Source organism: Streptomyces sp. NPDC088246 (assembly GCF_044741025.1).
GTDB lineage: Bacteria > Actinomycetota > Actinomycetes > Streptomycetales > Streptomycetaceae > Streptomyces.
Window position 1 is genome coordinate 14,585 of the sequence record NZ_JBIURV010000013.1, and the last position, 26,953, is coordinate 41,537.

24 protein-coding genes and 1 pseudogene are annotated in these 26,953 nt (G+C 70.4%); 13 read left to right on the forward strand and 12 right to left on the reverse strand.

Annotation, left to right across the window (positions count from 1 at the left end):
- The first annotated feature begins 133 nt into the window (after positions 1–133).
- The 4 genes from rimO (at position 134) to ACIPEK_RS19290 (ending at position 3,396) form a co-directional block, all read left to right on the forward strand.
- On the forward strand, positions 134–1,609 hold the full coding sequence (gene rimO, locus ACIPEK_RS19275) for a 30S ribosomal protein S12 methylthiotransferase RimO (RefSeq protein ID WP_114247011.1): 1,476 nt from the start codon (positions 134–136) through the stop codon (positions 1,607–1,609).
- Positions 1,606–2,397, forward strand: a complete 792-nt coding sequence (gene pgsA / locus ACIPEK_RS19280) for a CDP-diacylglycerol--glycerol-3-phosphate 3-phosphatidyltransferase (RefSeq protein WP_401997375.1) — start codon at positions 1,606–1,608, stop codon at positions 2,395–2,397. The genes rimO and pgsA overlap by 4 nt, the downstream gene beginning before the upstream one ends.
- Complete coding sequence (locus tag ACIPEK_RS19285) at positions 2,394–2,903, forward strand: CinA family protein (protein ID WP_401997378.1); 510 nt, start codon at positions 2,394–2,396, stop codon at positions 2,901–2,903. The genes pgsA and ACIPEK_RS19285 overlap by 4 nt, the downstream gene beginning before the upstream one ends.
- A 109-nt stretch (positions 2,904–3,012) precedes the next feature.
- On the forward strand, positions 3,013–3,396 hold the full coding sequence (locus ACIPEK_RS19290; RefSeq protein WP_361450755.1) for a helix-turn-helix transcriptional regulator: 384 nt from the start codon (positions 3,013–3,015) through the stop codon (positions 3,394–3,396).
- 695 nt (positions 3,397–4,091) lie between these two features.
- On the opposite strand, the gene ACIPEK_RS19295 is transcribed toward ACIPEK_RS19290, so the two are convergent.
- The 3 genes from ACIPEK_RS19295 to ACIPEK_RS19305 all read right to left on the reverse strand — a co-directional run bounded on the left by ACIPEK_RS19295 (position 4,092) and on the right by ACIPEK_RS19305 (position 10,478).
- Entirely contained in the window at positions 4,092–4,856 is a 765-nt protein-coding gene (locus ACIPEK_RS19295; protein ID WP_401997381.1) for an SDR family NAD(P)-dependent oxidoreductase, read from the reverse strand.
- A gap of 36 nt (positions 4,857–4,892) precedes the next feature.
- Positions 4,893–5,693 carry a DNA-formamidopyrimidine glycosylase family protein gene (locus tag ACIPEK_RS19300; protein ID WP_401997384.1) on the reverse strand — a complete coding sequence of 267 codons (801 nt, stop codon included), beginning with the start codon at positions 5,691–5,693 and terminating at the stop codon, positions 4,893–4,895.
- 102 nt (positions 5,694–5,795) lie between these two features.
- Complete coding sequence (locus ACIPEK_RS19305; protein ID WP_401997386.1) at positions 5,796–10,478, reverse strand: DEAD/DEAH box helicase; 4,683 nt, start codon at positions 10,476–10,478, stop codon at positions 5,796–5,798.
- Positions 10,479–10,559: 81 nt separating this feature from the next.
- Here ACIPEK_RS19305 and ACIPEK_RS19310 point away from each other — a divergent pair, with 81 nt between their 5' ends.
- The 3 genes from ACIPEK_RS19310 to ACIPEK_RS19320 are packed head-to-tail and all read left to right on the forward strand — an operon-like array spanning position 10,560 to position 12,548.
- Entirely contained in the window at positions 10,560–11,432 is an 873-nt protein-coding gene (locus ACIPEK_RS19310; protein WP_401997389.1) for an AraC family transcriptional regulator, read from the forward strand.
- A 10-nt stretch (positions 11,433–11,442) separates the two neighbouring features.
- Entirely contained in the window at positions 11,443–12,246 is an 804-nt protein-coding gene (locus tag ACIPEK_RS19315) for an AzlC family ABC transporter permease (protein WP_401997392.1), read from the forward strand.
- Entirely contained in the window at positions 12,243–12,548 is a 306-nt protein-coding gene (locus ACIPEK_RS19320; RefSeq protein ID WP_401997394.1) for an AzlD domain-containing protein, read from the forward strand. Before ACIPEK_RS19315 ends, ACIPEK_RS19320 begins: the two co-directional genes overlap by 4 nt.
- Positions 12,549–12,878: 330 nt before the next feature.
- Here the strand turns inward: ACIPEK_RS19320 and ACIPEK_RS19325 are convergent, their stop codons facing one another.
- Positions 12,879–13,793 carry a hypothetical protein gene (locus tag ACIPEK_RS19325; RefSeq protein ID WP_401997397.1) on the reverse strand — a complete coding sequence of 305 codons (915 nt, stop codon included), beginning with the start codon at positions 13,791–13,793 and terminating at the stop codon, positions 12,879–12,881.
- A gap of 79 nt (positions 13,794–13,872) precedes the next feature.
- On the opposite strand from ACIPEK_RS19325, the gene ACIPEK_RS19330 reads away from it, so the two are divergent.
- Positions 13,873–14,067 (forward strand): DUF3046 domain-containing protein, encoded by a 195-nt coding sequence (locus tag ACIPEK_RS19330; RefSeq protein ID WP_401997400.1) that lies wholly within the window; start codon positions 13,873–13,875, stop codon positions 14,065–14,067.
- A gap of 172 nt (positions 14,068–14,239) precedes the next feature.
- Positions 14,240–15,406 (forward strand): AI-2E family transporter, encoded by a 1,167-nt coding sequence (locus ACIPEK_RS19335; protein ID WP_401997799.1) that lies wholly within the window; start codon positions 14,240–14,242, stop codon positions 15,404–15,406.
- Between the two features lie 24 nt (positions 15,407–15,430).
- Here the strand turns inward: ACIPEK_RS19335 and ACIPEK_RS19340 are convergent.
- A pseudogene (locus ACIPEK_RS19340) lies at positions 15,431–16,315 on the reverse strand (SDR family oxidoreductase).
- Between the two features lie 291 nt (positions 16,316–16,606).
- On the opposite strand from ACIPEK_RS19340, the gene recA reads away from it, so the two are divergent.
- Both recA and recX read left to right on the forward strand, forming a co-directional pair.
- Positions 16,607–17,734: a recombinase RecA gene (gene recA / locus ACIPEK_RS19345; protein ID WP_383073584.1), complete on the forward strand. Its 1,128-nt coding sequence runs from the start codon at positions 16,607–16,609 to the stop codon at positions 17,732–17,734.
- A gap of 3 nt (positions 17,735–17,737) precedes the next feature.
- Positions 17,738–18,463 carry a recombination regulator RecX gene (recX, locus tag ACIPEK_RS19350; RefSeq protein WP_401997403.1) on the forward strand — a complete coding sequence of 242 codons (726 nt, stop codon included), beginning with the start codon at positions 17,738–17,740 and terminating at the stop codon, positions 18,461–18,463.
- Positions 18,464–18,495: 32 nt separating this feature from the next.
- Here recX and ACIPEK_RS19355 read toward each other — a convergent pair whose 3' ends face one another.
- Positions 18,496–19,134 (reverse strand): hypothetical protein, encoded by a 639-nt coding sequence (locus tag ACIPEK_RS19355; protein ID WP_401997406.1) that lies wholly within the window; start codon positions 19,132–19,134, stop codon positions 18,496–18,498.
- A 204-nt stretch (positions 19,135–19,338) separates the two neighbouring features.
- Here ACIPEK_RS19355 and ACIPEK_RS19360 point away from each other — a divergent pair, with 204 nt between their 5' ends.
- Together ACIPEK_RS19360 and ACIPEK_RS19365 are read left to right on the forward strand one after the other, a co-directional pair.
- Complete coding sequence (locus ACIPEK_RS19360) at positions 19,339–19,566, forward strand: hypothetical protein (RefSeq protein ID WP_401997409.1); 228 nt, start codon at positions 19,339–19,341, stop codon at positions 19,564–19,566.
- Entirely contained in the window at positions 19,563–22,115 is a 2,553-nt protein-coding gene (locus tag ACIPEK_RS19365; protein WP_401997412.1) for an FtsX-like permease family protein, read from the forward strand. Before ACIPEK_RS19360 ends, ACIPEK_RS19365 begins: the two co-directional genes overlap by 4 nt.
- A gap of 216 nt (positions 22,116–22,331) precedes the next feature.
- Here ACIPEK_RS19365 and ACIPEK_RS19370 read toward each other — a convergent pair whose 3' ends face one another.
- The 6 genes from ACIPEK_RS19370 to ACIPEK_RS19395 form a co-directional block, all read right to left on the reverse strand.
- The gene (locus ACIPEK_RS19370) at positions 22,332–22,739 is read right to left on the reverse strand and encodes a rhodanese-like domain-containing protein (RefSeq protein WP_401997415.1); all 408 of its coding nucleotides are present in this window, start codon (positions 22,737–22,739) and stop codon (positions 22,332–22,334) included.
- Entirely contained in the window at positions 22,736–23,257 is a 522-nt protein-coding gene (locus ACIPEK_RS19375) for a cysteine dioxygenase (protein WP_401997417.1), read from the reverse strand. The genes ACIPEK_RS19370 and ACIPEK_RS19375 overlap by 4 nt, the downstream gene beginning before the upstream one ends.
- Before the next feature lie 103 nt (positions 23,258–23,360).
- Complete coding sequence (locus ACIPEK_RS19380) at positions 23,361–23,408, reverse strand: hypothetical protein (RefSeq protein ID WP_359100516.1); 48 nt, start codon at positions 23,406–23,408, stop codon at positions 23,361–23,363.
- A gap of 71 nt (positions 23,409–23,479) precedes the next feature.
- Positions 23,480–25,093 (reverse strand): FAD-dependent monooxygenase, encoded by a 1,614-nt coding sequence (locus ACIPEK_RS19385; RefSeq protein ID WP_401997420.1) that lies wholly within the window; start codon positions 25,091–25,093, stop codon positions 23,480–23,482.
- A 227-nt stretch (positions 25,094–25,320) separates the two neighbouring features.
- A complete protein-coding gene (locus ACIPEK_RS19390) occupies positions 25,321–26,232 on the reverse strand; it encodes an amino acid ABC transporter permease (RefSeq protein ID WP_401997423.1) in 912 nt (303 codons plus the stop codon).
- Entirely contained in the window at positions 26,229–26,894 is a 666-nt protein-coding gene (locus tag ACIPEK_RS19395; protein WP_350981729.1) for an amino acid ABC transporter permease, read from the reverse strand. The genes ACIPEK_RS19390 and ACIPEK_RS19395 overlap by 4 nt, the downstream gene beginning before the upstream one ends.
- Positions 26,895–26,953 lie beyond the last annotated feature (59 nt).

Below are 26,953 nucleotides of genomic sequence, written 5' to 3' on the forward strand. Positions count from 1 at the left end.
GTTTCCCCAAGCGGCATGAGTAACACGGCGAGCGCCCGGCAATCCTGCCGGGCGCTCGCCTGCTTTGTCACTCGGTGTGACGGTGGAACCCTGCACGGCAGGGCGAGCGCCGGGACAAAGTAGTCTTGAGCCCATGCCCGAACGCCGTACCGTCGCCCTTGTCACTCTTGGCTGCGCCCGTAACGAGGTGGACTCGGAGGAGCTCGCAGGCCGCTTGGCAGCGGACGGCTGGGAGCTCGTCGAGGATGCCTCCGACGCGGATGTCGCCGTCGTCAACACCTGTGGATTCGTCGAGGCCGCCAAGAAGGACTCCGTCGATGCCCTGCTCGAAGCCAATGATCTGAAGGACCATGGCAGGACCCAGGCCGTGGTCGCCGTCGGCTGCATGGCCGAGCGCTACGGCAAGGACCTCGCCGAGGCCCTGCCCGAAGCGGATGGCGTCCTCGGATTCGACGACTACGCCGACATCTCCGACCGCCTTCAGACCATCCTCAACGGTGGCATCCACGCCTCGCACACCCCGCGCGACCGCCGCAAGCTCCTGCCGATCAGCCCGGCCGAGCGGCAGGACGCCGCCGTGGCCCTGCCGGGGCACGCACAGGAGGCCGCACCGGCCCCCGCCCCCGAGGACCTTCCCGACGGAGTCGCTCCGGTCTCCGGGCCGCGGGCGCCCCTGCGCCGCCGGCTGGGCACCAGCCCCGTCGCCTCGGTGAAGCTCGCTTCCGGCTGCGACCGCCGCTGCTCCTTCTGCGCCATCCCTTCCTTCCGCGGCTCCTTCATCTCGCGCCGCCCGTCGGACGTGCTGGGGGAGACCCGCTGGCTGGCCGAGCAGGGCGTGAAGGAGGTCATGCTGGTCTCCGAGAACAACACCTCGTACGGCAAGGACCTCGGCGACATCCGGCTGCTCGAGACACTCCTGCCGGAGCTCGCCGACGTCGAGGGGATCGAGCGGATCCGGGTCAGCTATCTGCAGCCGGCGGAGATGCGGCCGGGCCTCATCGACGTACTGACCTCGACCCCGAAGGTCGCCCCGTACTTCGACCTGTCCTTCCAGCACTCGGCCCCCGGCGTGCTGCGGGCGATGCGCCGCTTCGGTGACACCGACCGCTTTCTGGAGCTCCTGGACACCATCCGTAGCAAGGCGCCACAGGCCGGTGCCCGCTCCAACTTCATCGTGGGCTTCCCCGGCGAGACCGAGGCCGACCTGGCGGAACTGGAACGCTTCCTCACCGGCGCCAGGCTCGACGCCATCGGCGTCTTCGGCTACTCCGACGAAGAGGGCACCGAGGCGGTCGGTTACGAGAACAAGCTGGACGCCGACGTCATCGCGGAGCGGCTCGCGCACATCTCGCAACTGGCCGAGGAACTGACCTCGCAGCGCGCCGAGGAGCGTCTGGGGGAGTCCCTGCAGGTGCTGGTCGAATCCGTCGACGAAGAGGACGGCGCGGTGGGGCGCGCGGCCCACCAGGCCCCCGAAACGGACGGCCAGGTGCTCTTCACCGCACGCGAGGGCCTCGTGCCCGGCCGTATGGTCGAGGCAAAGGTTGTGGGCACCGAAGGAGTGGACCTGGTGGCCGAGTGTTCCGAGCTCGTGGAGGCGGCCAGATGACGGGAGTCCCGGCATCCGCGGCAGGCGGCTCCGGCGCGAAGCCGGTCCGCGGCGGCAAGCTGGGTACTGCGGCCGTCAACCAGGCCAGCCTGTGGAACATCGCCAATCTGCTCACCATGCTGCGGCTGGTGCTGGTGCCCGGATTCGTGATGCTGCTCCTGCACAACGGCGGCTACGACCCGGCCTGGCGGTCGTTCGCCTGGGCGGCGTTCGCCATCGCCATGATCACCGACCTGTTCGACGGTCATCTCGCGCGTACATACAACCTGGTCACCGACTTCGGGAAGATCGCCGACCCGATCGCGGACAAGGCGATCATGGGCGCGGCGCTGATCTGTCTGTCGTATCTCGGTGATCTGCCCTGGTGGGTCACGGGCGTGATCCTCTTCCGCGAGATCGGCATCACGCTGATGCGGTTCTGGGTGATACGGCATGCGGTGATCCCGGCCAGTCGCGGCGGGAAGATGAAGACTCTGGCGCAGGGGACGGCCGTCGGGATGTACGTCCTGGCGCTGACCGGTCCACTTGCCACCCTGCGCTTCTGGGTGATGGCGGTGGCTGTCGTGCTGACGGTCGTCACGGGGCTCGACTACGTGCGCCAGGCCGTCGTGCTGCGACGCCAGGGGCTCGCGGTCGAGCGGGCCGCTGCGGCGGAGGCTGCTGGGGGGGCCAGAGCAGCTGCGGTGTCCGGGCTATCTGCGGGGCCTGAGGTGTCCGGGGCCGCTGAGGGGGCAGGGCCGGTCTCCCGGGCCTCGGGTGCCCGTGGTTCGGCGGAGGCCGAGCGGTGACTGCCGCGGCCCGGGTGCTGGAGCTGCTCATGGAGCGCGGTGAGACTCTTGCCGTCGCCGAGTCGCTGACCGGCGGTCTGGTCGCGGCGGAGCTGACTTCCGTACCGGGTGCCTCGAACTCCTTCCGCGGGTCCGTGACGGCGTACGCAACGCCCCTGAAGCGGGAATTGCTGGGTGTCGATGGCGTCCTCCTGGCGGAGCGCGGTGCGGTCGACCCGGAGGTGGCGCGGCAGATGGCAGCAGGTGTGCGCCGCGTTCTCGGGGCAGACTGGGGTATGGCCACCACCGGCGTTGCGGGCCCCGAGCCGCAGGACGGCAAACCCGTCGGCACGGTCTATGTTGCGGTGGCCGGGCCGGACGGCGCGCAGAATGTGACCGCCCTGCGATTGAACGGCGGGCGTGCGGACATCCGGAGAGAGAGTGTACGGAGCGTGCTGGCATTGCTCTCCGCCGAACTCGGCAAGAATGCAAGCGCACAGGATACGGAACAGAACGGGGGGAATTGATGTTTGCAGCCCTGAGTGAACACGACATCGCTCCCCGCACGGCCGCGGCGCAAGGCGGTACGGTGGGGCGTGAAGGATGCGGCTACGCGGTCCGAGGAGGGAGCCACCGATGATTCTGCTCCGTCGCCTGCTTGGTGACGTGCTGCGTCGGCAGCGCCAGCGCCAAGGCCGTACTCTGCGCGAAGTCTCCTCGTCCGCCCGAGTCTCGCTCGGCTATCTCTCCGAGGTGGAGCGGGGGCAGAAGGAGGCATCCTCCGAGCTGCTCTCCGCCATTTGCGACGCGCTTGACGTACGGATGTCCGAGCTCATGCGTGAAGTGAGCGATGAGCTGTCGCTGGCCGAACTGGCCGAGTCGGCAGCAGTCGGCGATCCGGTGCCTGTGCCGGTACGTCCAATGCTCAATTCCGTCTCCGTGACGTCGGTGGCAGGTGTGCCGACGGGACGGGTGACCATCAAGGCGCCCGCGGAAGCGGTGGATGTCGTCGCCGCCTGACCCGCGAGGTCCGGTGTGAAGCGGAGCCCCGGTCGGCCCTCAGGGGGCGGCCGGGGCTTTTGCATGGTCCGGGGTGGTGGGCGTGGTCCGTTCTGGATGCGGCTCGGGAGTGTCTGGGCGAGACTGCGAGTAAGAGGCATCGATCAGGAAGATCACGGGTGACCCGGCACGGTCTGACGTGGCCTGACGTGTCTCGATGCGGCCTGCGCCCGGGTGCCTGAGCGCCTCTGGCCCGGGTGGAGCCGCGATCCGGAGCAAGCCCGGATGTCCCGGGCGGAGAGCGCACAACGGTCTGCGGCAGCGCACTGCGCGCCGGTGGTGCACCGGTGCGCCCTCCCGCCGGGCGAGCGGGCCGGGCTAGGTTCGGCCGGAGGAGGCAGCCATGGTACGGCGATGGGTGCCGGCGCTCGTTCTCGGCGGGGTGTGGTGGTGGGCCGTGCTGCGGCTCGTGCTGGAACCGGCCCATGCGGGGCTTGTCGAGGGTGCGGTGGCGGCGGGCGGATGGGGGCTGAGCCTCCTGCCCGTGCATGTGACCGCGACCGCTGGGCCGGCGGGGGCGAGCGGGGCGGATGCGAGTGCGGGTTGGTGGTCCGACATCGGGGCGCGGTGCCTGGGGCGGCGGTCCGCTCTTGGGATGGGGTGCCTGGGGCGGTGGTCCGCTGTTGGGATACGGTGCGGTGGCCGGGCCTGGCGGACTACCAGGGCATGGCTACGCCGCCGTTCGGGCGGAGGATCTGACCGGTCATGAAGGCCGACGCATCGGATGCCAGATAGACCAGGGTGTGGGCGACGTCCTCGGGCTCGCCGACCCGGCCGAGCGGGGAAATCCGCGCCATCGTGGCCTCCGCCCGGTGTTGTTGTTCCGCGTCGTGGCGGGCGGTCATGGGCGTACGGATCCAGCCCGGGGCGACGGCGTTGACACGGATGGAATGAGGCCCCAGCTCGGTTGCGAGAGTCTTCGTCAGCTGGACGACCGCCGCCTTGGCCGCGCTGTAGCAGAGCAGCCCGGGGCTCGCGGCGTCGACCGCTCCCGAGGCCATGGTGATCAGCGAGCCGGGTGCGCCGCGCGCGATCATGCTGCGGGCAACTTCCTGACAGGCGTACAGAACGCCCTTGAAATTGACTGAGAGGATGCGATCGAGGTCGTCGTCCGCGGTCTCCAGGACGCTGCTCGTATGCATGATTCCGGCAACGGCGGCCAGGATGTCGAGCTTGCCCGCGGCGGCCACCGCGGCCCTGATCCGACTGCGGTCGGTGACATCGAGGGTGTGGATGTGGGGTGTGCCACCGGCTTCGGCGATCAGGTCCCGGGTCTCCAGCAGGCCCTTCTCGTCGCGGTCTGCGCAGTGCACGGTGGCGCCCGCCGCTGCGAGCAGGATGGCGCCTGCGCGGCCGATGCCACCCGCCGCGCCGGTGATGAACGCGGAGCGGCCCGTGAGGTCGTACGCGGTGAGGGACATGACCGGACGGTACGACCGAAGCTGACGGAGCGTCAACTAGCTTGTGGGGCCCGATTGACAACGCTGGCACCAGTAGGTGGGGCGGGCGTCCTGATCGGCTGTGCGGATGGGCGTGCCGCAGCGCAGGCAGGGGCGGTTGGTCCTTCCGTAGACCCAGAGCCGTTCGTTCGCGCCGTATCCACGGGAAGCTGCGCCGGTCGTCGTGCGCATGGGTCGGTCGCGGTTGGCTTCGAGGAGCTGTTTGGCCGTGGTGACAAGCCGGGCGGCGGTGGGGGCGGCCAGGTCGCCGATGGGGAGCCAAGGGGTCGCACGGGCGAGGAAGCAGAGCTCGGCCTTGTAGATGTTGCCGATTCCGGCCAGGTTGCGCTGGTCCAGGAGGGCCTCGCCCAGGGGACGGGCGGGGGCGCTGAGCAGATTGTGCAGAGCGGTTTCGGCGTTCCAGTCGGGGCCCAGCAGGTCGGGGCCGAGATGACCGACCGCCTTCTCCTCGTCCCGGGTGCGGAGGAGTTCGAGGACGGGGAGCCGGTAGCCGACGGCGGTGTGTTCCGCGTTGGCGAGGACGGCGCGGATCTGGTGGGCAGGGCCGCCGCGCCAGCGCTCGCCCGGAGCATAGATCCGCCAGGCGCCGTCCATCCGCAGATGGCTGTGGAGGGTCAGGCCGCCTTCGATACGGGTGAGGAGATGCTTGCCGCGCGAGGTGACGTCCAGAACCGTCCGGCCGGTGAGGTCGGCGGTGGCGAATCGGGGGACGCGCAGGTCGGAGCGGGTGAGGACCTGGCCGACGAGTGCGGTGTGCAGACGTTTGGCGGTCTGCAGGACGGTGTCTCCTTCGGGCATGCCTCCATGATGCGGGGTCGGGTGGGGAGTGTGGCGTGCTGGGTGCGGATGGTGTTGGGGACGGGCGGAGTGGCGTAGGGAGGTGTGAGGTGTGCAGGTGGTTCAGGCGCGCAGGCGGAGTCCCCTCGGGGTGGCCAGGAATCCGGCCGCCTCCAGCGTGCGGCCGAGCGGGGAGGTCAGGGACGAGGCGCCGTTGGTGCGCTCCACCGTGACCGTGCCGAGCGCCCCCGCACGGGCGGCTGCCGCCAGTGCCCCGGCTGCGGCGAGGAGTGCCGGGTCCTCCGGGTCGGTGGGCCAGGCCAGCAGCGTCTTGCCGCCGCGCTCCATGTACATTGCCAGCTCGCCGTCGACGAGCACCACCAGGGCGCCCGCCTTGCGACCAGGCTTGTGCCCGGCGCCGTCCGGCGGTTCGGGCCAGGGCAGGGCCGCGCCATAGGCATTGGCCGGGTCCGCCGCGGCGAGGACCAGGGCGTGGGGTGTGGCTCCCGGCTCCGTACGGTCGCGGGCGGTGGACGTGGCACGCAGCCGGTCGACCGCGCCGTCCATGGCGAACTGGGCCGCTCCCAGGCCCTCGACGACATAGCCGCGCCGGGCCTGCCCGTTGTCCTCGAAGGCGGAGAGGACGCGGTACGTGGCGGAGAAGCCGCCCTCGACGCCTTCGGCCTGGACCGCGCCGCGGGTCACCACCCCGTGGCGGTCGAGGAGTGTGCGGGCCAGCGCGTGCGCACGGTGCGTGGGGTCGGGTTCGGTGGCGGGCAGGAGGGACCAGCGGCCCGAGACGGTGGGCGGGCCGGTGCGGGACACGGTCCGGGCGGCGCCGGTGAGTGAGCCGTAACGCCCGCGCGGGACGCTCCGTTTGGCGCGGTGGGCGGTCGATCCTGCCGTGCGACCGGAGCCGAGGAGTGAACGCAGCGGGGCGAGCGTGTCATTGGTGAGCCGGCCCGACCAGGCCAGGTCCCAGACCGCATCGGCCAGTTGCGGATCGGTGCAGTCCGGGTGGGTGGTGGCTCGGACCTGGTCGGCGATTTGCCGGAAGAACAGTCCGTATCCGCCGGTCAGGGCCGTCAGGACGGATTCGTGCAATGCGCTCAGTTCGAGCGGGTGCGGGGGCGGGAGGAGCAGGGGTGCGCTGTCGGCGAGGTAGAGGGACAGCCAGCCGTCCTTGCCGGGAAGGGCACCCGCACCGGCCCAGACGACCTCGCCGGTGGTGGTCAGCTCGTCCAGCAGCGCCGGGGAGTAGCCGGTGACCCGGCCCGGCAGGATCAGTTTCTCCAGAGCCGACGCCGGGACGGGCGCACCCTGCAACTGCTCGATGGCGCGGGCCAGTCCGTCGATGCCGCGCAGGCTGTTGTTGCCCAGGTGCTGCCACTGCGGAAGGAAGCCGGCGAGGGCGGCGGGCGGGACAGGCTCCAGCTCATGGCGGAGCGCGGCGAGCGAGCGGCGGCGCAGTCGGCGCAGCACGGTGGTGTCGCACCACTCCTGGCCGATGCCGGCGGGGTGGAACTCGCCCTGGACGATCCGGCCGGTCGCGGCGAGCCGCTGCAGCGCGCCGTCCGTGACAGCGGTGCCGAGGCCGAAACGGGTGGCGGCCTCGGTGGAGGTGAACGGGCCGTGCGTACGCGCGTATCGGGCGAGAAGATCGCCGAGTGGGTCCTTCACCGGTTCGGTGAAAGCCTCGGGGACACCCACCGGGAGGGCGGTGCCCAGTGCGTCGCGCAGCCGTCCCGCGTCCTCGATCGCGGCCCAGTGGTCCGCTCCGCCGATTCGGACCCGGATGGCCCGGCGGGCAGCGGACAGCTCCGGAGCCCAGGACGGCTGGGCGCCACGCTCGGCCAACTCCGCATCGGTGAGCGGACCGAGGACCCGAAGAAGATCGGCGACCCCTTCGATGTCCTTGATCCGACGGTCCTCGGTCAGCCACTGGAGTTCTTGCTCCAGCTCGGTCAGGACGTCGGCGTCGAGCAGTTCGCGCAGTTCTGCCTGGCCGAGGAGCTCGGCCAGGAGGTGGGAGTCGAGGGAGAGGGCGGCGGCCCGCCGCTCGGCGAGGGGCGAGTCGCCCTCGTACAGGAACTGGGCGACATAGCCGAACAGGAGCGAGCGGGCGAAGGGCGAGGGCTCCGGGGTGGTCACCTCGACCAGCCGGACACGGCGTGCTTCGAGGTCGCCCATGAGTTCCGTCAGCCCGGGGACGTCGAAGACATCCTGGAGGCATTCGCGGACCGCTTCCAGAACGATCGGGAAGGAGCCGAACTCGGAGGCGACCTGGAGGAGTTGCGCGGCGCGTTGGCGCTGCTGCCAGAGCGGGGTGCGCTTGCCGGGGCTGCGCCGCGGCAGCAGCAGGGCGCGCGCCGCGCATTCGCGGAACCGCGAGGCGAACAGGGCTGATCCGCCCACCTGGTCGGTGACGATCTGGTTGATCTCGCCCTGGTCGAAGGTCACGTCCGCAGCGCCGACAGGCGGTTGTCCGCTGTCGTACGAGGAGGCCGGCAACGGTGCCGGATCCTGGGCCGGGTCCTGCGCCGGATCGAAGTCCAGGAGGTCCAGGCCCATCAGGTCTGCGTCGGGCAGACGCAGCACTATGCCGTCGTCGGCATGCATCACCTGGGCGTCCATGCCGTACCGCTCGGCGAGGCGGGCATTCAGCGCCAGCGCCCATGGGGCATGCACCTGCGCGCCGAACGGGGAGTGGACGACGACCCGCCAGTCACCCAGTTCGTCACGGAAACGCTCGACGAGGATGGTCCGGTCGTCCGGTACGTGACCGCAGGCGCGGCGCTGTTCGTCGATGTACGACAGGGTGTTGTCGGCGGCCCAGGTGTCGAGACCGGCCGCGAGCAGACGCTGCCGGGCATCTTCCTGGGACAGTCCGCCGATCTCGCGGAGGAACGCGCCGAGCGCACGCCCCAGCTCCAGTGGACGGCCCAGCTGATCGCCCTTCCAGAACGGCAGCCGGCCGGGAACCCCGGGGGCGGGCGACACCAGGACCCGGTCACGGGTGATGTCCTCGATTCGCCAGGACGTGGTGCCCAGCGTGAAGACGTCGCCCACCCGGGACTCGTACACCATCTCCTCGTCCAGCTCGCCCACCCGGCCGCCGCCCTTCTTGGGGTCGGCGCCGGCGAGAAAGACCCCGAAGAGCCCGCGGTCGGGGATGGTCCCGCCGGACGTGACGGCGAGTCGCTGGGCGCCGGGGCGGCCCGTGACCGTACCGGCCACCCGGTCCCAGACCACACGCGGGCGCAGCTCGGCAAAGGCATCGGACGGATAGCGCCCGGCGAGCATGTCCAGCACGGCCGTGAACGCCGACTCGGGCAGGGCGGCGAAGGGCGCGGCGCGGCGGGTCATGGCCAGCAGGTCATCCACCTGCCACGTGTCCAGGGCGACCATGGCGACGAGCTGCTGGGCCAGCACATCCAAGGGGTTGGACGGGATCCGGAGCGCCTCGATGGAGCCCTCGCGCATCCGCTCGGTGACCACGGCGGCCTGCACCAGATCGCCCCGGTACTTCGGGAAGACCACTCCGGTGGAAACCGCACCGACCTGGTGCCCGGCCCGGCCGACCCGTTGCAGCCCGGAGGCGACCGACGGCGGCGACTCCACCTGGACGACCAGATCGACCGCCCCCATGTCGATGCCCAGCTCCAGACTGGAGGTGGCGACCACGGCCGGCAGCCGGCCCGCCTTGAGGTCCTCCTCGACCTGGGCGCGCTGTTCCTTGGAGACCGAACCGTGGTGTGCGCGGGCGAGGAGCGCGGGGGCGCCCTTCGACGCGCCCGACTGGGCCATGATCTCGGCCGGGGAGTGCGCTTGCGGCAGCGTCGTGGCGGAGCCGTGCCCCTCGAGCACGGTGCCGGTGGCCCGCTCGTACGCGATCTCGTTGAGCCGGTTGCAGAGCCGCTCCGCGAGGCGGCGGGAATTGGCGAAGACGATGGTGGAGCGATGCTCCTGGACGAGATCGGCGATGCGTTCCTCGACATGGGGCCAGATCGACGGCTTGTCCGTCTGGCCGGCCTGGTCGGTGTCGGTGGCGGGGGAGCCGCCGAGCTCGCCCAGATCCTCGACCGGCACGACCACCGACAGGTCGAACCGCTTGGTGGACGGCGGCTGGACGATCTCCACCTTCCTCTGTGGTGAGAGGAAGCGCGCCACCTCGTCGACCGGACGGACCGTCGCCGACAGGCCGATCCGCCGTGCGGGCCGCGGCAGCAGCTCGTCGAGACGCTCCAGCGACACGGCGAGATGGGCGCCCCGCTTCGTACCCGCCACGGCATGCACTTCGTCGAGGATCACCGTCTCGATGCCGGACAGCGCATCCCGGGCCGATGAGGTCAGCATCAGGAACAGTGATTCGGGCGTGGTGATCAGGATGTCCGGCGGCCGGGTCGCCATCGAGCGGCGCTCGGCGGGCGGGGTGTCGCCGGAGCGGATTCCCACCCGGACCTCGGGCTCGGGCAGCCCCAGACGTACCGATTCCTGGCGGATGCCGGTCAGCGGCGAGCGGAGATTGCGCTCGACATCGACCGCTAGGGCCTTGAGGGGTGACACGTACAGCACACGGCAGCGTTTCTTCGCCTCGGCGGGCGGCGGGACGGACGCAAGACCGTCCAGCGCGGCGAGGAACGCGGCCAGGGTCTTGCCGGAGCCGGTCGGCGCGACGACGAGCACGTCCGAGCCTTCGCCGATCGCGCGCCAGGCGCCTTCCTGCGCGGCGGTGGGCGCGCTGAAGGCGCCCGCGAACCAGCTGCGGGTCGCAGGGGAGAACGAGTCGAGCGCAGAGCCGGCCATGTCCCCCATCGTGCACCCCGGCACTGACAACGGCTGTGACGGCCATCGGCGACCGCACCCGGGAGCTGCGAGGATTCGTCCATGGTGGCAATACCGGAGTCGGGGTCAGGGGAGTGGGCGAGGCACTGGCGGTACGCAGAGCTGCCGGACCTCGATCTGCTGCGTGCCCGGTACGTGCGCCACACCTTCCCGCGCCACAGCCACGAGGGCTATGTCTTCGGCACCATCACTCGAGGGGTGGAAGACGTCGGGCTGCCCGGCGGCACCGTCGTACACGCGGGCCCCGGCGTCGTGGTCATGATCAATCCGGAGGTGCCGCACACCGCCCGCGCGGGTGTTCCGGAGGGCTGGGTGTACGCCACGCTGTACCCGTCCGCACAGGTGATCAACGACATCGCGGCCGATACGACGAGTCTGCGAGGCACGATCGGTTTCACCGAGACCAGCGTCATGGACCCGTACGCGGCCCGGCTGATCGGCGAGGTCCACCGGGCAGCCGAGGAGGGCAACGCACTCGCCGCGGACACCGTGCTGCGGGTGATGGTCGCGCGGCTGCTGAGCCTGCACGGCAGCGCGCAGCCTGCGCGCGTTCCCCGCTCGGCGGGTGCCCGCGACGCGGCGCGGGCCCGCGCGGTGCTGGAGGGCAGGATGGCGGAGCCGCCCACCCTGGAGGCGCTGGCCGCGGAGCTCGGAACCAGCCCGTTCGCGCTGCTGAGGGCCTTCAAGAAGCAGTACGGGATGCCGCCGCACACCTGGCTCACCGATGCCCGGGTGCGGGCCGCGCGCCGGATGCTCGACGCGGGGAGGGCACCTGCGGAGGTGGCCGCCGAGGTCGGCTTCACCGATCAGCCGCATCTCAACCGTCACTTCACCCGGATCGTGGGAGTGCCACCTGGCGCGTACCGGCGCGAACGCGCAAGAACGTACAAGACCGGTCGCGATCTGGCCACGTAGCGTTCCGGTCGTGGCAGAACAGACGACACTTCCAGAAGGCTTCGGCGAGGCAGCCGGCGCACCCCACGGCAGCGCGACCGTTCCCCGGGTGCAGCCGGACGCCGTCGGGGCGAAGTCGGACTCGGCCGTCGTACGCGACGCGCTCGGTGTCGGCATAGCCGTCGGACTTTCCGGCTTCGCCTTCGGCGTGACCTCGGCCGGTTCCGGACTGAGCCTGTTGCAGACCTGCGCGCTCAGCCTCGCCGTCTTCACCGGGGCCTCGCAGTTCGCCCTCGTGGGTGCTCTCGCGGCGGGCGGCAACCCCTACACCGCGGCTGCCGGGGCCTTCTTCCTCGGCGTACGCAACTCGTTCTACGGCCTGCGGTTGTCGCAGCTGCTCGCTCTTCCACGCGCGCTCCGTCCCTTCGCCGCCCAGTGGGTCATCGACGAGACGACCGCCGTGACACTGCCGCAGCCCACCCGGCGAGCCGCACGGATCGGTTTCGCCGTCACCGGACTCACCCTCTACGTGCTGTGGAACCTGACCACGCTGTTGGGGGCCCTCGGCGCCGAGGCACTCGGCGACACCGACGCCTGGGGGCTGGACGCGGCATCGCCCGCCGTCTTCCTCGCCCTGCTCGCGCCGATGCTCAAAAGCACGACGGAACGCATCACCGCCGCACTCGCGGTTCTGCTCGCGCTCGGCCTGCTGCCCGTACTGCCCGCAGGCGTCCCCGTCCTGCTGTCCGCGCTCGCCGCACCCGCCGTCCTCTTCCTGAGCGGACGCCGGAAAGGAACGAGCCGGGGCACGGCCACGGCGGAGGAGAACCGATGAACATCTGGATCGCCATCGCGCTGACCGCCGTCGGCTGCTACCTCGCCAAACTGCTCGGACTGCTGGTACCTGCCGGTGTGCTGGAACGTCCGCTCGCGCAGCGTCTCGCCGCGCTGCTGCCCGTCGCGCTGCTGGCCGCCCTCACCGCGCAGCAGACGTTCGGCGGCGGGCAGCACCTGACGCTGGACGCCAGGGGCGCGGGGCTCGCCGCAGCGGCGCTCGCACTGGTTCTGCGCGCGCCTTTCCTTGTGGTCGTAGGGGCCGCCGTGGTCGTCACGGCAGGGGTGCGTGCCCTCGGATAGGCACCTTGGTGAGACACGTGTGCAAGGGGCTCGGTTCATAGGGACCGAGCCCCTTACACACGTACGTGTCGACCCGTTCAGTGCACTGCGAGGCCCATCGGCGCGGTCCGGGCCACACCATTCCGGCGGCCCGCTTCCGGCCTTCCGGGGAGCGCGTCAGCTCGGTCCCTGCGCGACACCGCTGCCGGGGCGACGGCGTGTCCGCAGCCGGCTGACCGATACGGACGGCACATGCACGGCGACACCACTCGAATGCACGGGGCACGGCACACAGCGCGCAGCACACGGGGCCGGGCTACGAGCCCGCTGCACCGCCTTGCCCGCCCGGTCTCAGTCGAGGCTGCGCCCATGGGCCCGCAGTGTCAGGAGCGCCTTGAGCGTCACGAGGGGCCGTCCCTCCAGAGCCGTCCCAGGTGCCCACTGCCGCCAGTTCACCGGCCAGCCGCCGTCCGTCCGCTGCTCGGCCGCAAGATGGTCGAGCGAGCGGGCCAGCTCCTCGTCGGTGAACCAGCGGCGGGCGAGCGAATCGGGTGTACGGGCATAGTCGTACGGGAAGTGCTGCTCGCCCGGTGCGTATCCGGCCGCCACCGGGTACTCCGCGCTCCTCTCCGGATCCAGTACCGCCAGCCGCTGTTCCCGCACCAGCCGCCCGAGCCGGTCGGCCGCCGCCTCCGCACGGGCCCGGTCCGGAGCGCCGTCCAGAAAGGCGAGCGCCGCCTCGATCTCGTACGGATGCGACCGGTCCAGAGCGTCGACCGCCGCCCAGCAGAAATCGGTGGCCCGGAACAGCCAGGCATGCCACACCGCATTGCGGTGCAGGAGCCCGACGACGGGTCCGGTGGTCAACAGTGCCGCGGGCGGGTCGTCGACGATCGGGATGAACGGTGCCGCCGGATAGCCGCGCTGCGACGGCAGGAGAGCGGGCAGCGCCCCCTCCTTGGTGGACACCTCGGTCAGGAAGCGGCAGATCCGCTCCGCTCGCAGCCCGCTGCAGCGGCCGATGGAGTCGAGGACGTTGAGTGCGTGCGCGGTGTGCAGTGGCTGACTGACAGGGCCACGCAGATCGGGTTCGAGTGCGTGCCCGTATCCGCCGTCCTCATTCAGATAGGCGGCGAGTGCGGTCTCCACGGCCTCCGCACTTCCCTTCAGGAAGTGATGGGCGAACCGCCGCTGTTCTAGGACACGGGCCGTGAGCCAGATGAACTGCTCGGCACGGTTGAGGGGACTTGTTCCGGTTCCAGCCATGGACCGACCGTAGGGCGGTAAGCGCTCTCGGCAAGACGTAGCGGCATGGCTGCACTCTCAGGAGCGGGATACTGAGGTCATGCGGTTGACGATTTTCTGGGAACGGATGGCGGACCACTTCGGCGCGGGATACGCCGATTCCTTCGCGCGCGATCATGTGATGGCCGAGCTCGGCGGGCAGACGGTGCACCAGGCGCTGGCCGCGGGCTGGGAGGCCAAGGATGTCTGGCGCGGTGTCTGTAGCGCGGTCGGCATCCCCGACGACAAGCGCTGATCGTTGGCTCGTCAATGGCCGGACCTGTGATGTTGTCCGGGGCGGGCGGCTGTTTGTCACAGCCGTAGGCGAGACTGGAGCGGTGTCACCGACAGACGAGACAGCCCAGACCCAGACGCCTCTCACCCAGCCCGCCCCGCCGGTCCAGCCGTCAGGCCACGGGCCGACCCGTATGCCCGCGTGGCTGCCGCGTGCCATGGTGCTCGCCCTGGCGCTCTATGCCTGTTTCCAGCTCGGCAGCTGGGCGTTCGACCAGCTCATCGGGCTGCTGATCAATGTGCTGATCGCGTTCTTCCTGGCTCTCGCCATAGAGCCTGCGGTGAGCCGGATGTCGTCGCGCGGCATGCGTCGCGGCCTCGCCACTTTCCTGGTCTTCCTCGTCGTGCTGATAGCGACGGCCGGTTTCGTCGTGCTGCTCGGCTCGATGCTCGCGGGCCAGATCGTCGACATGGTCGAGGAGTTCCCGAAGTATCTGGACTCGGTGATCAACTGGGTCAACCAGAGCTTCCACACCGAGCTCTCCCGGGTCGAGGTCCAGGACAGCGTGCTGCACTCCGACTGGCTGCAGAAGTACGTCCAGAACAGCGCGACCGGAGTGCTCGACATCTCCACCACCGTGCTCGGCGGGCTGTTCCGTCTTCTGACGATCTTCCTGTTCTCGTTCTACTTCGCCGCCGACGGCCCCAGACTGCGGCGCGCCCTGTGCTCCGTCCTGCCACCCGCCAAGCAGGCCGAGGTCCTGCGGGCCTGGGAGATCGCGGTCGACAAGACCGGCGGCTACCTCTACTCGCGCGGCCTGATGGCACTCATCTCCGGGATCGCGCACTACATCCTGCTGGTGATCCTCGGTGTTCCGTACGCGCCCGCGCTCGCCATCTGGGTCGGGCTGGTCTCCCAGTTCATCCCGACGATCGGTACGTATCTGGCGGGCGCCCTGCCCATGCTGATCGCGTTCACCGTCGACCCCTGGTACGCGCTGTGGGTGCTCGGATTCGTCGTCGTCTATCAACAGTTCGAGAACTATGCGCTGCAGCCCAAGCTCACTTCCAGGACCGTCGACATCCATCCGGCGGTCGCCTTCGGATCGGTCATCGTGGGCACGGCGTTGATGGGTGCTGTGGGTGCGTTGATCGCGATCCCGGCCGTCGCCACGCTTCAGGCGTTCCTCGGCGCCTATGTGAAGCGGTACGACGTGACGGACGACCCGCGGGTGCACGGCCGCCACCAGCAACGTGGTGAGCCGGTGCTCACGCGGCTGCGCCGGTCCTGGCGTACTGCCGGGAGCAATGAGGTCCGGGGCGGACAGGACGGGGCCGGGGAGCATCCGGAACGTGCCTGACCGGCTCGGTGGAGGGGGCTCACCTCAGCGATAGCCCGTTACGTCAGCCGGCCGGCCCGGGTACTGGACCTCGGTGACATATCTCCAGGCATCGGGCCGACTGTCGTCGAGGTCGGTGAAGCCGTAGACCTTCGCCAACTGCCCGCTGGACAGCGACATGCCGTTCCAGCGCGACACCCGGGGGTTCTGCGAGAGCGCGGCAACCGCCCGGCCGTTGAACGCCGGGCTCTCGGAGATGGCGAAATGGGGCGAGTGCGCGATCGTGTCACGTCAGTTCGCCTCGGTGACGCCGTGGGCCTCCAGCATGGCTTTGGAGCGCAGCCGGCCGGGCGTGAGGGACACGGCGGTCGCACCGTGGGGCTCCAGCTCGTGCGCCGGCGCGAACGCCGTCCGGTTCACCGACGCCTTGGCCAGGTCGTAGAAGAGGGAGCCCCGGTAGTTGGCGGCGTTGTACTCATCGGTTCCGTCCGTCACTTCGACGACCAGTTCTCCCGGCGTCTCGATGAGGAGCGGGAGCGCGTAATGACTGGTGATGGCATGGGTGTCCACGGCCAGGCGCAGGGTGTGCAGCCCGGTTTCCAGGGAGGATTCCCAGACCGACTTGTTCCACTCGATCTCCGCTCCCCAGATGTAGTTCACGGGAACATGCGGACAGCCCTGTTCTCTCCGGATACGGGCCGCGAGCGCGCCGACTTCCTCGGGCGTCAGATGGTCCACCCGAACCGGGATTCCGTGGCCGCCGGCCTCGTCCACGGGAGCCGCTGTCTCCTCGACGGTCTCGGGGCGGTTCATCTCCGAGCGCTGCGATCCGCTCGTCCGCCCCGTGACGTGGACGGTCGCTCCGGTCGCACCCAGCTGAACAGCGATGCCGTGGCCCGCACCGCGCGTCTCCCCGGCCACCAGAGCCACTCTCCCTGGCGGTTTTGTCCTGATGTGGACGGAATCCGGCATGGCGTCGATCGCTGATCTTGACTCCCCTGAGGGTGGAGTGCTATGGCGCTACGCTAGGGACAGCTCGATCCGCCGCGGTGTGCTTGACACCAAAATCGAACATCCATTCTCATGGGATTCTGGCCGGGTTTTCCCGGGCCCGACCGTGGAGTTGTCCACAGGCCGGGAGGACGTCGAGGCCCATTGTCAGTGGCAGGGGTTAGCGTCTTTGACGTGAAGCGATCGACTCAAGCAAATCGGGTGGAACCCATGGCAGGAACCGACCGCGAGAAGGCGTTGGACGCCGCACTCGCACAGATTGAACGGCAATTCGGCAAGGGCGCGGTGATGCGCCTCGGTGAGCGGCCGAACGAGCCCATCGAGGTGATCCCCACCGGGTCGACCGCCCTCGACGTGGCCCTTGGCGTCGGCGGCCTGCCGCGCGGCCGTGTGGTGGAGGTGTACGGACCGGAGTCCTCCGGCAAGACGACGCTGACGCTGCACGCGGTGGCGAATGCGCAGAAGCTCGGCGGCTCGGTGGCCTTCATCGATGCGGAGCACGCCCTCGATCCCGAGTACGCGAAGAAGCTCGGCGTCGACATCGACAGCCTCATCCTGTCCCAGCCGGACAACGGCGAGCAGGCCCTCGAAATCGTGGACATGCTGGTCCGCTCCGGCGCCCTCGACCTGATCGTCATCGACTCCGTCGCGGCGCTCGTGCCGCGTGCGGAGATCGAGGGCGAGATGGGCGACTCGCACGTGGGTCTGCAGGCCCGCCTGATGAGCCAGGCACTCCGCAAGATCACCAGCGCGCTCAACCAGTCCAAGACCACCGCGATCTTCATCAACCAGCTCCGCGAGAAGATCGGTGTGATGTTCGGCTCGCCGGAGACCACGACCGGTGGCCGGGCGCTCAAGTTCTACGCCTCGGTGCGCCTCGACATCCGCCGGATCGAGACGCTGAAGGACGGGACCGACGCCGTCGGTAACCGCACCCGCGTCAAGGTCGTGAAGAACAAGGTCGCGCCGCCCTTCAAGCAGGCCGAGTTCGACATCCTCTACGGCCAGGGCATCAGCCGCGAGGGCGGTCTGATCGACATGGGCGTGGAGCACGGCTTCGTCCGAAAGGCGGGCGCCTGGTACACGTACGAGGGCGACCAGCTCGGCCAGGGCAAGGAGAACGCCCGTAACTTCCTCAAGGACAACCCCGATCTCGCCAATGAGATCGAGAAGAAGATCCTTGAGAAGCTGGGCGTCGGCGTCAGGCCCGATGCCAACGCCGCTGAGCCCGGTGCGGATGCGGCAGCCGGCGCCGCGGCTTCGGCCGACAGCGCGAAGTCGGTGCCCGCTCCGGCCGGCAAGGCCAAGCCGGCCAAGACTGCGGCGGCCAAGAGCTAGACCGTGACGCGTCGTACGGAGTGGCCGGTCAGCGCCACTGGCCATGGCGCCGGTCCCGGCCCCGAATTCGCCGCCGGACACACGGCCGAGTCCGAGGACGCGTACGAGCCGGAGGCCTGCCACGGCACCGGCTCGGGCGCCGGATTCGGTGAGGGGGCGGGTCGTGGTGCCCGCTCCCGCTCCAGGAGCAGCGGCTCCCCTTCCTCGTCGAGGGCCGAGAAGGGGGAGCCGCGAGACCCGGTCGAGCAGGCGCGCAACATCTGTCTGCGGCTGCTCACCGGGACTCCGCGCACCCGAAAGCAACTTGCGGATGCCCTGCGCAAGCGGGAGATCCCGGACGAGGCGGCCGAAGAAGTGCTGTCGCGCTTCGAGGATGTCGGGTTGATCGACGATGCCGCGTTCGCGGACGCCTGGGTGGAGTCCCGGCACCACGGCCGAGGGCTGGCCCGCCGCGCTCTCGTCCGTGAGCTGCGCACCAAGGGGGTGGATTCCGCCGTGATCGACGAGGCCGTCGGGCAGCTCGACTCCGAGCAGGAGGAGGCGACAGCCCGAGAGCTGGTCGCGCGCAAGCTGCGCTCCACTCGCGGCCTGGACCGCGACAAGCGGCTGCGCCGCCTTGCGGGCATGCTCGCCCGCAAGGGGTACGGGGAAGGTATGGCCCTGCGCGTGGTGCGGCAGGCGCTGGAAGAAGAGGGCGAGGACACGGAAGGCCTGGACGAGCCCTTCTGACCGGGCCGTACTGGGCGGGGCGGTTGTGGTGATTACTGCCCGGCGCGAGAGGCGCGGCTGACGGTGGCGTCGATCAGGGCGAGCGCATCTGCGGCGGTGCGGCCGGGGTGCCGGTTCCAGGGTCCGATCAGCCCGGTCCAGCCCTGGGAGCGGAGCTCGGCGACGAGCCAGGCGCCGGCCCGGTCCACGGTGTCGCGGGAGCCGTAGCCCAGGCGGTGTGCGGTGAGGAGGGCGCCGCAGATGCACCGCGCGCCGCGGGCGTTGCGTAACCGGTACGGGGTGTTCTGCCAGCCCCACTCGGTCAGGATCTGCCGTGCGTAGGCGAGATGGGTGGAGGGACGCACCTCGGGCTGCCCGATGCGCCGCCAGGAGTGGAGCCGGTCGGGGAGGATCGCACCCAGGCGCCCGGGGAGGGGCCGTTCGCGCGGCGTGGTCGCCGGCAGGGCACGGACGGAGTCGGCGATGAGCTGGTCGACCGGTACGGACAGCAGGTCGCGCCAGTCGGCCAGGTGACTGACCGGCACCTGTTCCGTGATGCCGGGGGAGGAGGGGAGTACGGGTTCGGGGGTGGTGAGGTCCCAGCCGGAGACGATCTGTTGCCACGCCTCGGTGTCATGGAGGCGAGCGGCTTGAACGTCGAGCTGGTCGGGGGTGAGGGCGGGGGTCGGCATGGGTGCGAGGTCTCCGTCACGTCGGTCCTTGGCGCTGAGGCGAATGTCTGTCGGGTACGGGGATTGCTCCACCGGAGCGTGGCGTTCGGGTGTGTCGGGGCGGATTCGGGGGACCGGCGAACGGCGTGCGGGGGGTAGCCCCAGCACGAAGACGCAGGCGCGCTCCAGTGCACGGATATCTGGGCACAGAGCACTGTGTGACGCATGGCAGAGAAGCCACCCATGGCAGCCGTGCACGACACACGCGCCGTGCACGACACGGACGCTGCGCACGCCACCAGCTATCACCCGCGTGCACTGACCTTGCGCGCCGGCCTCGCCCTCTTCGAGCAGCTCCAATGCGGAAGCGACCCGGTGCCGGACCCGACCGGGATCCCGGACCCTGCCGTGACCCCGGCGGACAACAACAGAAAAGAGACGGACGCACCATGATGCTGCGCTATGCCCTGCAGACGATCCGGGACCGTAAGGGCGGATTCCTCGGTGCCTTCCTGGCCCTCATGTGTGCCGCCGCCCTCATCACCGCCTGCGGCACACTGTTGGAGACGGGCCTGCGCGGAAGGATCGCCACCGAACGCTACGCCGCCGCGCCGCTCGTGGTCTCCGCCGACCAGAACGTCCACCGCACCACCGTCAAGCACAAGGGCAACGGAAAAACCAAGGTCAAACACAAGTCGAAGCCGGTCGCCGAGCGGGCTTGGCTGTCCGCGGCCGTCGCTGACCGGATCAGCAACCTGGAAGGCGTACGGAAGGTCGTTCCCGAGCTGACTTTCCTGGCCCAGCCTGTGACTCGGTCCGCGCCCCGGTTCGCCGCCCACCCCTCGTACGGCCACTCCTGGGCCTCCGCCCCACTCACCCCCTTCGCCCTCGTCGCAGGCCGCGCCCCCGCCTCCGAGGACGACGTGGTGATCGACCGCGGCCTCGCCGAGCAGAAGGGCCTGAAGCCCGGGGACCGGCTCGTCGTCCAGTCCACCAGCACCCCCCGCCCGTACCGCATCAGTGGCATTGCGGCCCCGGCCGGCCGGGGCGATCTCCGGCAGCAGTCCTCGCTCTTCTTCTCCACCGCCGAGGCCGAGCGACTTGCCGCCCGCCCCGGCCGGATCAGCGCCCTCGGCGTGATGCCCGCGCCCGGCACCGACCTCAACCGGTTGAAGCAGCAGGTCGCACAGGCGCTCAAGGGCACCACCGCGCAGGTCGCCACCGGTGACGACCGCGGGCCCGTCGAGTTCCTGGACGCCGCGGGAGCCCGTATCAAGCTGGTCTCCATGGGCGGTGCCATGGGTGGTACGTCCCTCCTGATCGCGATCCTCGTCGTGGTCGGCACCTTCGCGCTCTCCATCCAGCAGCGCCACCGCGAACTGGCCCTGCTCCGCGCCATCGCTGCCACACCTCGCCAGGTCCGCCGCCTCCTCGGCCGTGAGGCCCTGGCCGTCGGATTCGTTTCCGGTGTCCTGGGCGCGCTCGCCGGACTGCCCCTCGCCGGCTGGCTGCACAGTCGATTCATCGACATGGGTGTGATCCCGGCGACCCTGGAACGCACCGCAGGCATCTTCCCGGCCTGCGCAGCCCTGGGCGTCACTCTCCTCGGCGCCTGGGCGGCGGCGAGGATCTCCGGCCGCCGTATCGCCCGTATCCGTCCCGCCGAGGCCATGGCCGAGTCCACGGTCGAGCGCGGCCCGGCCCGCGGCCGGATCGTCGCGGGTCTCGTGCTGCTCGCGGGCGGTGCCGCTCTCGTCGCCGTACTGAGCGTCCTGCGTACCGAGGCCGCCGCGACCCCTGTCACGTTCCTGGCCGTCGTCGTGTCGGCCACGGCCGTGTCACTGCTGGGCCCGTTCCTCGTGCGACTGGCTTCTGTACTGCTTGCGGGACCACTTCGACTGGCAGGTTCCGGGGGACCGCTCGCGACCGCGAACATCCGCGGGAACTCCACCCGGATGGCCTCCGTCGTCACCCCGCTCACCCTGCTCATCGGGATGACCTGCACGGTTCTCTTCGTTCAGCCGACGCTCGGCGACGCCGCCCGCGCCCAGGCCCACGACGGCGTCCGCGCCGCCTGGGTACTGGCCGCGCAGGGGCCAGGTGTCCCGTCCGCGGCCGCCGAGACCATCCGCAGGACGCCGGGTGTCACGGCCGCCACCGAGGTCGTACGGACCACCGTGCGCGTCGGCCTCGACAAGTACCCGGCCCAGGGCGTCACCCAGGCCGGACTCGCCCGCACCTGGGACCCTGACGTGACGAGCGGATCACTCACCGATTTCACCACCGGCCCCGGCACCGCCGCGATCAGTGAACTCGCTGCCGACCGGCTCGGCCTCCACCCCGGCAGCGAGTTGAAACTCCACCTCGGCGACGGCACCCCCGCCACCCTCACCGTTGCCGCCGTCTACAGCCGGGGCCTGGGCTTCGGCGACCTGACCCTGCCCCATGATCTGCTCGCCCGCCACATGGACAACCCTCTTGCCGCCACGGTCCTGGTCGCCGGGGACAGCGGCCGTGACGAACTCGCCGCCGCACTCAAGCAGTTCCCCGGCGTCTCCGTACTTGCCCCGGCGGCCGCCGACCGGCTCCAGGCGGACCGACAGCAGGAGAACGCGGCGGTCAACCATCTCGCCATGGGCCTGGTCCTGGCGTTCACCGCCATCGCGGTCGTCAACACCCTTGCCATGTCCGTGTCCGAGCGCATCAGGGAGTTCGCCATGCTCAGGCTGGCCGGTGCGACCCGGCGTCAGGTCCTGCGGATGCTCCGCATCGAGGCCCTGTCGGTCCTGCTGATCGCCGCTGCCCTCGGCAGCGGTATCGCACTGGCTGTACTGACCGCCTTCAGTATCGGCATGACCGGCAGTGCGGCGCCCGCGGTTCTGCCGCTGGTGTACGCGACAGTGGTGGGCGCCGCCGCACTGCTGGCACTGACCGCCACGGCGCTGCCCGGCCGACTGGCACTCAGGGTCCGCCCCGTGGAAGTAGCCACGTCCAGGCAGTGAACCTCCGACGGGATCCGGCGTCGGCGTCCTGTGGCTGGGGCGCCCCGCCCGACTCCGCCCCGCCCCGACACCGGCCTCCAGCTGGACGCTCCCGCCCCTGCCCCGTTCCAGCGCCGTCCGTCAGGCCTCGACCGGAAGCCCCGCCCGACTCCGCCCCGCCCCGACACCGGCCTCCGGCTGGACGCTCCCGCCCCTGCCCCGTTCCAGCGCCGTCCGTCAGGCCTCGACCGGAAGCCCCGCAGCACGCCACGCCTGGAACCCGCCGATGAGATCGGTCGCCCGACGCAGCCCCAGCTGCCGCAGGGACGCCACGGCGAGACTCGACGCATAGCCCTCGTTGCAGACCACCACGATGTGGAGATCGTGGCTCACCGCCTCCGGGGCCCGATGGCTTCCCTGCGGGTCGAGCCGCCACTCCAGCTCGTTGCGTTCGACGACCAGCGCCCCCGGAATCAGTCCGTCCCGTTCCCGCAGCTCCGCATAGCGGATGTCCACGAGCAGCGCCCCGCCCGCAGCGGCGGCGACCGCCTCCTGCGGGCCGACCCGGACGAACCCGGCCCGGACCCGTTCCAGCAGTTCGTCGATCCCGACCGGCTCCGTACCACTCCGACGGCTGTCGCTCACTGCCAGTCCTGCGGCCGTTCGACCTGCTCAAGACGGAGCACCGCACCGGTACGGCTGTAGCGCCGGATCTGCGGCAGCGGTGGGTAGTACGCGTGGACGGAGACGGCGTGGTCCGTGTCGGACTCGTTCAGCACCTCATGGACGTGGTGACGGCCGAACGCCCTGCCCTGGCCGGTGGCCAACTGCCGGGAACGGTCGATGCCCTCGGTGAGTTCGAGGGTCTTCCAGCCGTCGGTGGGCAGCCGGGCGGCGAGCGACAGTTCCTTGAGGGTACCGACTGCGGTGGTGAAGGCGCCGATCGAGTCGGCGTGGTCGTGCCAGCCGGTGCCGGTACCCGGCGGCCAGCCGATCAGCCACGCCTCACTGCCGCCCGGTCCTTCCAGCTGGACCCAGGTGCGGCCCTCGGGATCGAGGGGGAGCGAGGCGACGATCTCGGCGTCGGCGGCGACCCCGCGGACGAAATCGAGCAGCTCTGCGGCCGTCGGACCGGTAGCACCGCCGGCGGCGGAGGAGGACATGCGTACAGAGTGTGACGAAGGGGCAGACACAGAGACCGTCCTGAGGGTTCGCGCGGATGCACAGCCGCACGACAGAGCGCACGGCGCGGCAGGAGGAGGCGATTCAGCAGGACGGGCGACACATGCAGCCCGCATAGCGGACGAGGTCCATATGGACCCTCCGCCACAGGCGCACATCGGTGTCGATCACGTTTCGGAGTACACCATGTGCGCCTGCGACGGTCAATTGATGTCCGCTGTCCGGTCGGAGCGTGCTGAGGTGTGTGCCGCGCCGCCGCGCATCGCGTCCGCCGCTGCGAAGAGCTCCGGGGGCCGTACCCCGTCGAACGACGCCACCAGGTGACCGTCCGGCCTGATCAGCAGCACGGTGTGCGCCGACGCCCCTGGATAGCTCTCGGTCACCAGCAGCTCGCCCTTCACCGGCAGCGCGTCGACAGCCGCGACGAGGCGGGGCATGACGCCCGCGGACATCCAGTGGCGCCGGTCCCACACCCCGGTTCCGGGCGCCACCAGGACCACCAGCAGATGACCCTGCCCCAGCCGCTCGCGCAGCCGCACGGTCGTGCCGTCGGGTGCCGTCACCCGTACATCGGTGACCGGCGCACCGGGGGGCGTACCCACAGATGTGTGCGCCTCGGCGCGTGCGGGCGCAAGGGACGAGTGCGAGTACGAGGGGGGCGCACCGAGGGGGCCGCGCCCCAGATGTCCGTCGGTGAGCAGTGAATCGTGCCCCCGTGCGCTCCCCGGTACCAAGGTCCGCAGACCTCCGCCGCCGCGCAGTATCGGCAGCGACTGGTCCGCGGCGCGCAGCCGTGCGGCGACCGCGGCCCGGCGCTCCGCCTGGTAGCTGTCGAGCAGTACGTCGGAGGCGCCGTGGTGCCAGGCCTGGGCCAGCTTCCAGGCCAGGTTCTCGGCGTCCCGCAGCCCCTCGTCGAGCCCCTGGGTGCCCAGCGCGCCCAGTAGATGGGCGGCATCCCCGGCCAGGAAGGCCCGGTCGACCCGCCAGCGCAGGGCGAGCCGGTGGTGCAGCGTGTACACGCCCGTGTCCAGCAGTTCGTACGGCGGTGTCTCGCCGCACCAGCCCGCCAGGGTGTCCCGGACCCGGGTGATCAGGGCGTCCGGGGTGACGAGCTCGCCACGCGGCGGAAGCAGCCAGTCCAGCCGCCAGGCGCCGTCCGGCAGCGGCCGCGCGGTCACCTCGGCGCCGCCGGTGCGCCACGGCGGCAGCCGGTGCAGCACGGCCTGCCCGGGCCAGGGAAGTTCGGTGCGCAGCGCGGCGACGGCATGCCGTTCCACCGCCGTACGCCCGGGGAAACGGATGTCGAGGAGCTTACGGACGGTGGACCTGGCGCCGTCGCAGCCCACCAGGTAACTCCCGCGCCACCCGGTCGCGTTCGGCTCCCTGGTGTGCACCGTGACCCCGGCGGGGTCCTGCTCCAGCGTGTCGATCCGGCCGTGCGGAGCCACTTGCACCAGCTCCTGTGCGGCCACCGCGTCCCGCAGCCCGCGCGTCAGGACGTGCTGCGGCAGATGGATGGGGGCCGGCAACGGATCACCGTCGGGGGAGTCCTCGCCGAGCGGCAGCTCACGCACCAGCTGCCTGCGCCGCATGGACCGCCAGCCGGACCACCGCATGCCCTCGTGCCGGAGCGCTTTGCAGCCGAGCCGTTCCGCCAGGGCGGCGGTGTCCTCGCGCAGCACCACCGTACGGGCCGGACGCGTCTCGTCCTTGGCCGGATCCTCGTCGAGAAGGACGGAAGGGACGCCCTGTGCCGCGAGGGCGAGCGACAGCGCCAAGCCGACGGGCCCGGCGCCGACGACGATCACCGGGTCCACGGGGCGGCTCCTCGAATCCGTACGGACGGCGCCGAGGACGCGGACGGAACGAGCGCGCGGCTCGAAACGGGGATAGGTGGCGGAGGAAGTGTGGCGGCGGGGGCAGGGGGCGCGATCACAGAACGTATGCAACCTACTGCCGCTGCCCGCGTCAAGCGACACCGGAAGGCGGCGAGGGGCGGTGGCGGATGTGCCACCGCCCCTCGGGGACGCGGACCGACGAGCCGTCAGACGGCGCGTCCGTCATCGACGACGAGCGCCGGTTCACCGATGGTCTTCGGTGAGCCCCCGGGCGCGGTGCCGACGGGGGAACCCTTGCTCTTCTTGCTGCGCCGGAGCCACCGCTCCAGCCAGCGCGCGAACGACGTGAGCGCGAAGTTCAGCATGAGGAAGATCAGAGCCACGATGGTGAAGCACGCGATCGTGTTCGCGCCGTAGTTTGCACTCATCGGGCGGATCGAGGCCAGCAGCTCGGGGAAGGTCATCATGGCGCCACCGAGCGCGGTGTCCTTCACGATGACGACGAGCTGGCTGACGATCGCCGGCAGCATGGCCGTCACCGCCTGCGGCAGCAGCACGGACAGCATGATCTGGCTCTTGCGCATGCCGAGCGCCTTGGCCGCCTCAGCCTGGCCCTTCGGCAGGGTCTCGATTCCGGCCCGCACGATCTCGGCGAGGACCGAGAAGTTGTACAGCACCAGTCCGGTCACCACGGCGTACAGCGGACGCACATCGGTATCGATGGTGGTGTACTCCGCGTACACCGCGTTCGCGATGATCATCAGGATCAGTACCGGGATGGCGCGGAAGAGCTCCACGACGAAGCCGGCCGGCATCCGTACCCAGCGGTGGTCCGAGAGCCTGCCGATACCGAACAGAGCGCCCAGCGGCAGCGCGATGAGCAGGGCGAAGAACGCTGCCTTGAGCGTGTTCTGGAGGCCCGGCCAGATGTACGTCTCCCACGGCTGGGAGCTGGTGAAGAAGGGCTTCCACTTGATCCAGTCGAGCTGGTGCTTCTCGGCCAGGCCGTCGTACACCCACCACACCACGGCCGCGGCGCACAGGACGAACAGCACCGTGTAGAGGATGTTGCGCTGCTTGGCGCGAGGGCCCTGGGCGTCGTAGAGGACGGAACTCATCGCTTCACCGCCACCTTCTTGCTCACCCAGCCGAGAATCAGGCCGGTCGGGAGGGTCAGGACGACGAAGCCGAACGCGAAGACCAGTGCGATCAGGATCAGCTGGGCCTCGGCCTCGATCATGTCCTTCATCAGATAGGAGGCCTCGACGACGCCGATCGCGGAGGCGACCGTGGTGTTCTTCGTCAGTGCGATCAGCACGTTGGACAACGGGTTGACCACCGCACGGAACGCCTGAGGAAGGATGATCAGCCGCAGTACCTGCGTGAAGCTCAGCCCGAGTGCGCGCGCCGCCTCGGCCTGGCCGACCGGCACCGTGTTGATGCCGGAGCGCAGCGCCTCGCAGACGAAGGCGGCCGTGTAGGCGGCCAGGGCGAGTACGGCCAGCCGGAAGTTGATGTCGTCCGTGACATCGGCACCGAGCGCGATGCCCAGCGTCTGGTACAGACCCAGCGATGAGAAGACGATGATCACGGTCAGCGGAATGTTCCGGACCACGTTCACGTACGCGGTGGCGAAGCCGCGCATCAGGGGGACCGGGCTGACCTTCATGCCGGCCAGCAGCGTTCCCCATATGAGGGAGCCGAGGGCTGAGTAGACGGTGAGCTGCACCGTCACCCAGAAGGCCCCCAGCAGGTCGTAACCTTCAAGAAAGTCGAACACGATCTCCCGCGCTTCCGCGTGTAGGAGGGCACGGCGCGCCGCCGTTCACGGACGGCGCG

Excerpts from the sequence above, each read along its gene's own strand:
- ACIPEK_RS19355 (WP_401997406.1), bottom strand. The coding sequence starts at position 19,134 with ATGCCGACCCCCGCCCTCACCCCCGACCAGCTCGACGTTCAAGCCGCT.
- ACIPEK_RS19320 (WP_401997394.1), top strand. The coding sequence starts at position 12,243 with ATGAACATCTGGATCGCCATCGCGCTGACCGCCGTCGGCTGCTACCTC.
- ACIPEK_RS19305 (WP_401997386.1), bottom strand. The coding sequence starts at position 10,478 with ATGGCCGGCTCTGCGCTCGACTCGTTCTCCCCTGCGACCCGCAGCTGG.
- ACIPEK_RS19375 (WP_401997417.1), bottom strand. The coding sequence starts at position 23,257 with ATGTCCTCCTCCGCCGCCGGCGGTGCTACCGGTCCGACGGCCGCAGAG.
- ACIPEK_RS19365 (WP_401997412.1), top strand. The coding sequence starts at position 19,563 with ATGATGCTGCGCTATGCCCTGCAGACGATCCGGGACCGTAAGGGCGGA.
- ACIPEK_RS19360 (WP_401997409.1), top strand. The coding sequence starts at position 19,339 with ATGGCAGAGAAGCCACCCATGGCAGCCGTGCACGACACACGCGCCGTG.
- rimO (WP_114247011.1), top strand. The coding sequence starts at position 134 with ATGCCCGAACGCCGTACCGTCGCCCTTGTCACTCTTGGCTGCGCCCGT.
- pgsA (WP_401997375.1), top strand. The coding sequence starts at position 1,606 with ATGACGGGAGTCCCGGCATCCGCGGCAGGCGGCTCCGGCGCGAAGCCG.
- recA (WP_383073584.1), top strand. The coding sequence starts at position 16,607 with ATGGCAGGAACCGACCGCGAGAAGGCGTTGGACGCCGCACTCGCACAG.
- ACIPEK_RS19325 (WP_401997397.1), bottom strand. The coding sequence starts at position 13,793 with ATGGCTGGAACCGGAACAAGTCCCCTCAACCGTGCCGAGCAGTTCATC.
- ACIPEK_RS19295 (WP_401997381.1), bottom strand. The coding sequence starts at position 4,856 with ATGTCCCTCACCGCGTACGACCTCACGGGCCGCTCCGCGTTCATCACC.
- ACIPEK_RS19310 (WP_401997389.1), top strand. The coding sequence starts at position 10,560 with ATGGTGGCAATACCGGAGTCGGGGTCAGGGGAGTGGGCGAGGCACTGG.
- ACIPEK_RS19300 (WP_401997384.1), bottom strand. The coding sequence starts at position 5,693 with ATGCCCGAAGGAGACACCGTCCTGCAGACCGCCAAACGTCTGCACACC.
- ACIPEK_RS19290 (WP_361450755.1), top strand. The coding sequence starts at position 3,013 with ATGATTCTGCTCCGTCGCCTGCTTGGTGACGTGCTGCGTCGGCAGCGC.
- ACIPEK_RS19335 (WP_401997799.1), top strand. The coding sequence starts at position 14,240 with ATGCCCGCGTGGCTGCCGCGTGCCATGGTGCTCGCCCTGGCGCTCTAT.
- ACIPEK_RS19330 (WP_401997400.1), top strand. The coding sequence starts at position 13,873 with ATGCGGTTGACGATTTTCTGGGAACGGATGGCGGACCACTTCGGCGCG.
- ACIPEK_RS19390 (WP_401997423.1), bottom strand. The coding sequence starts at position 26,232 with ATGAGTTCCGTCCTCTACGACGCCCAGGGCCCTCGCGCCAAGCAGCGC.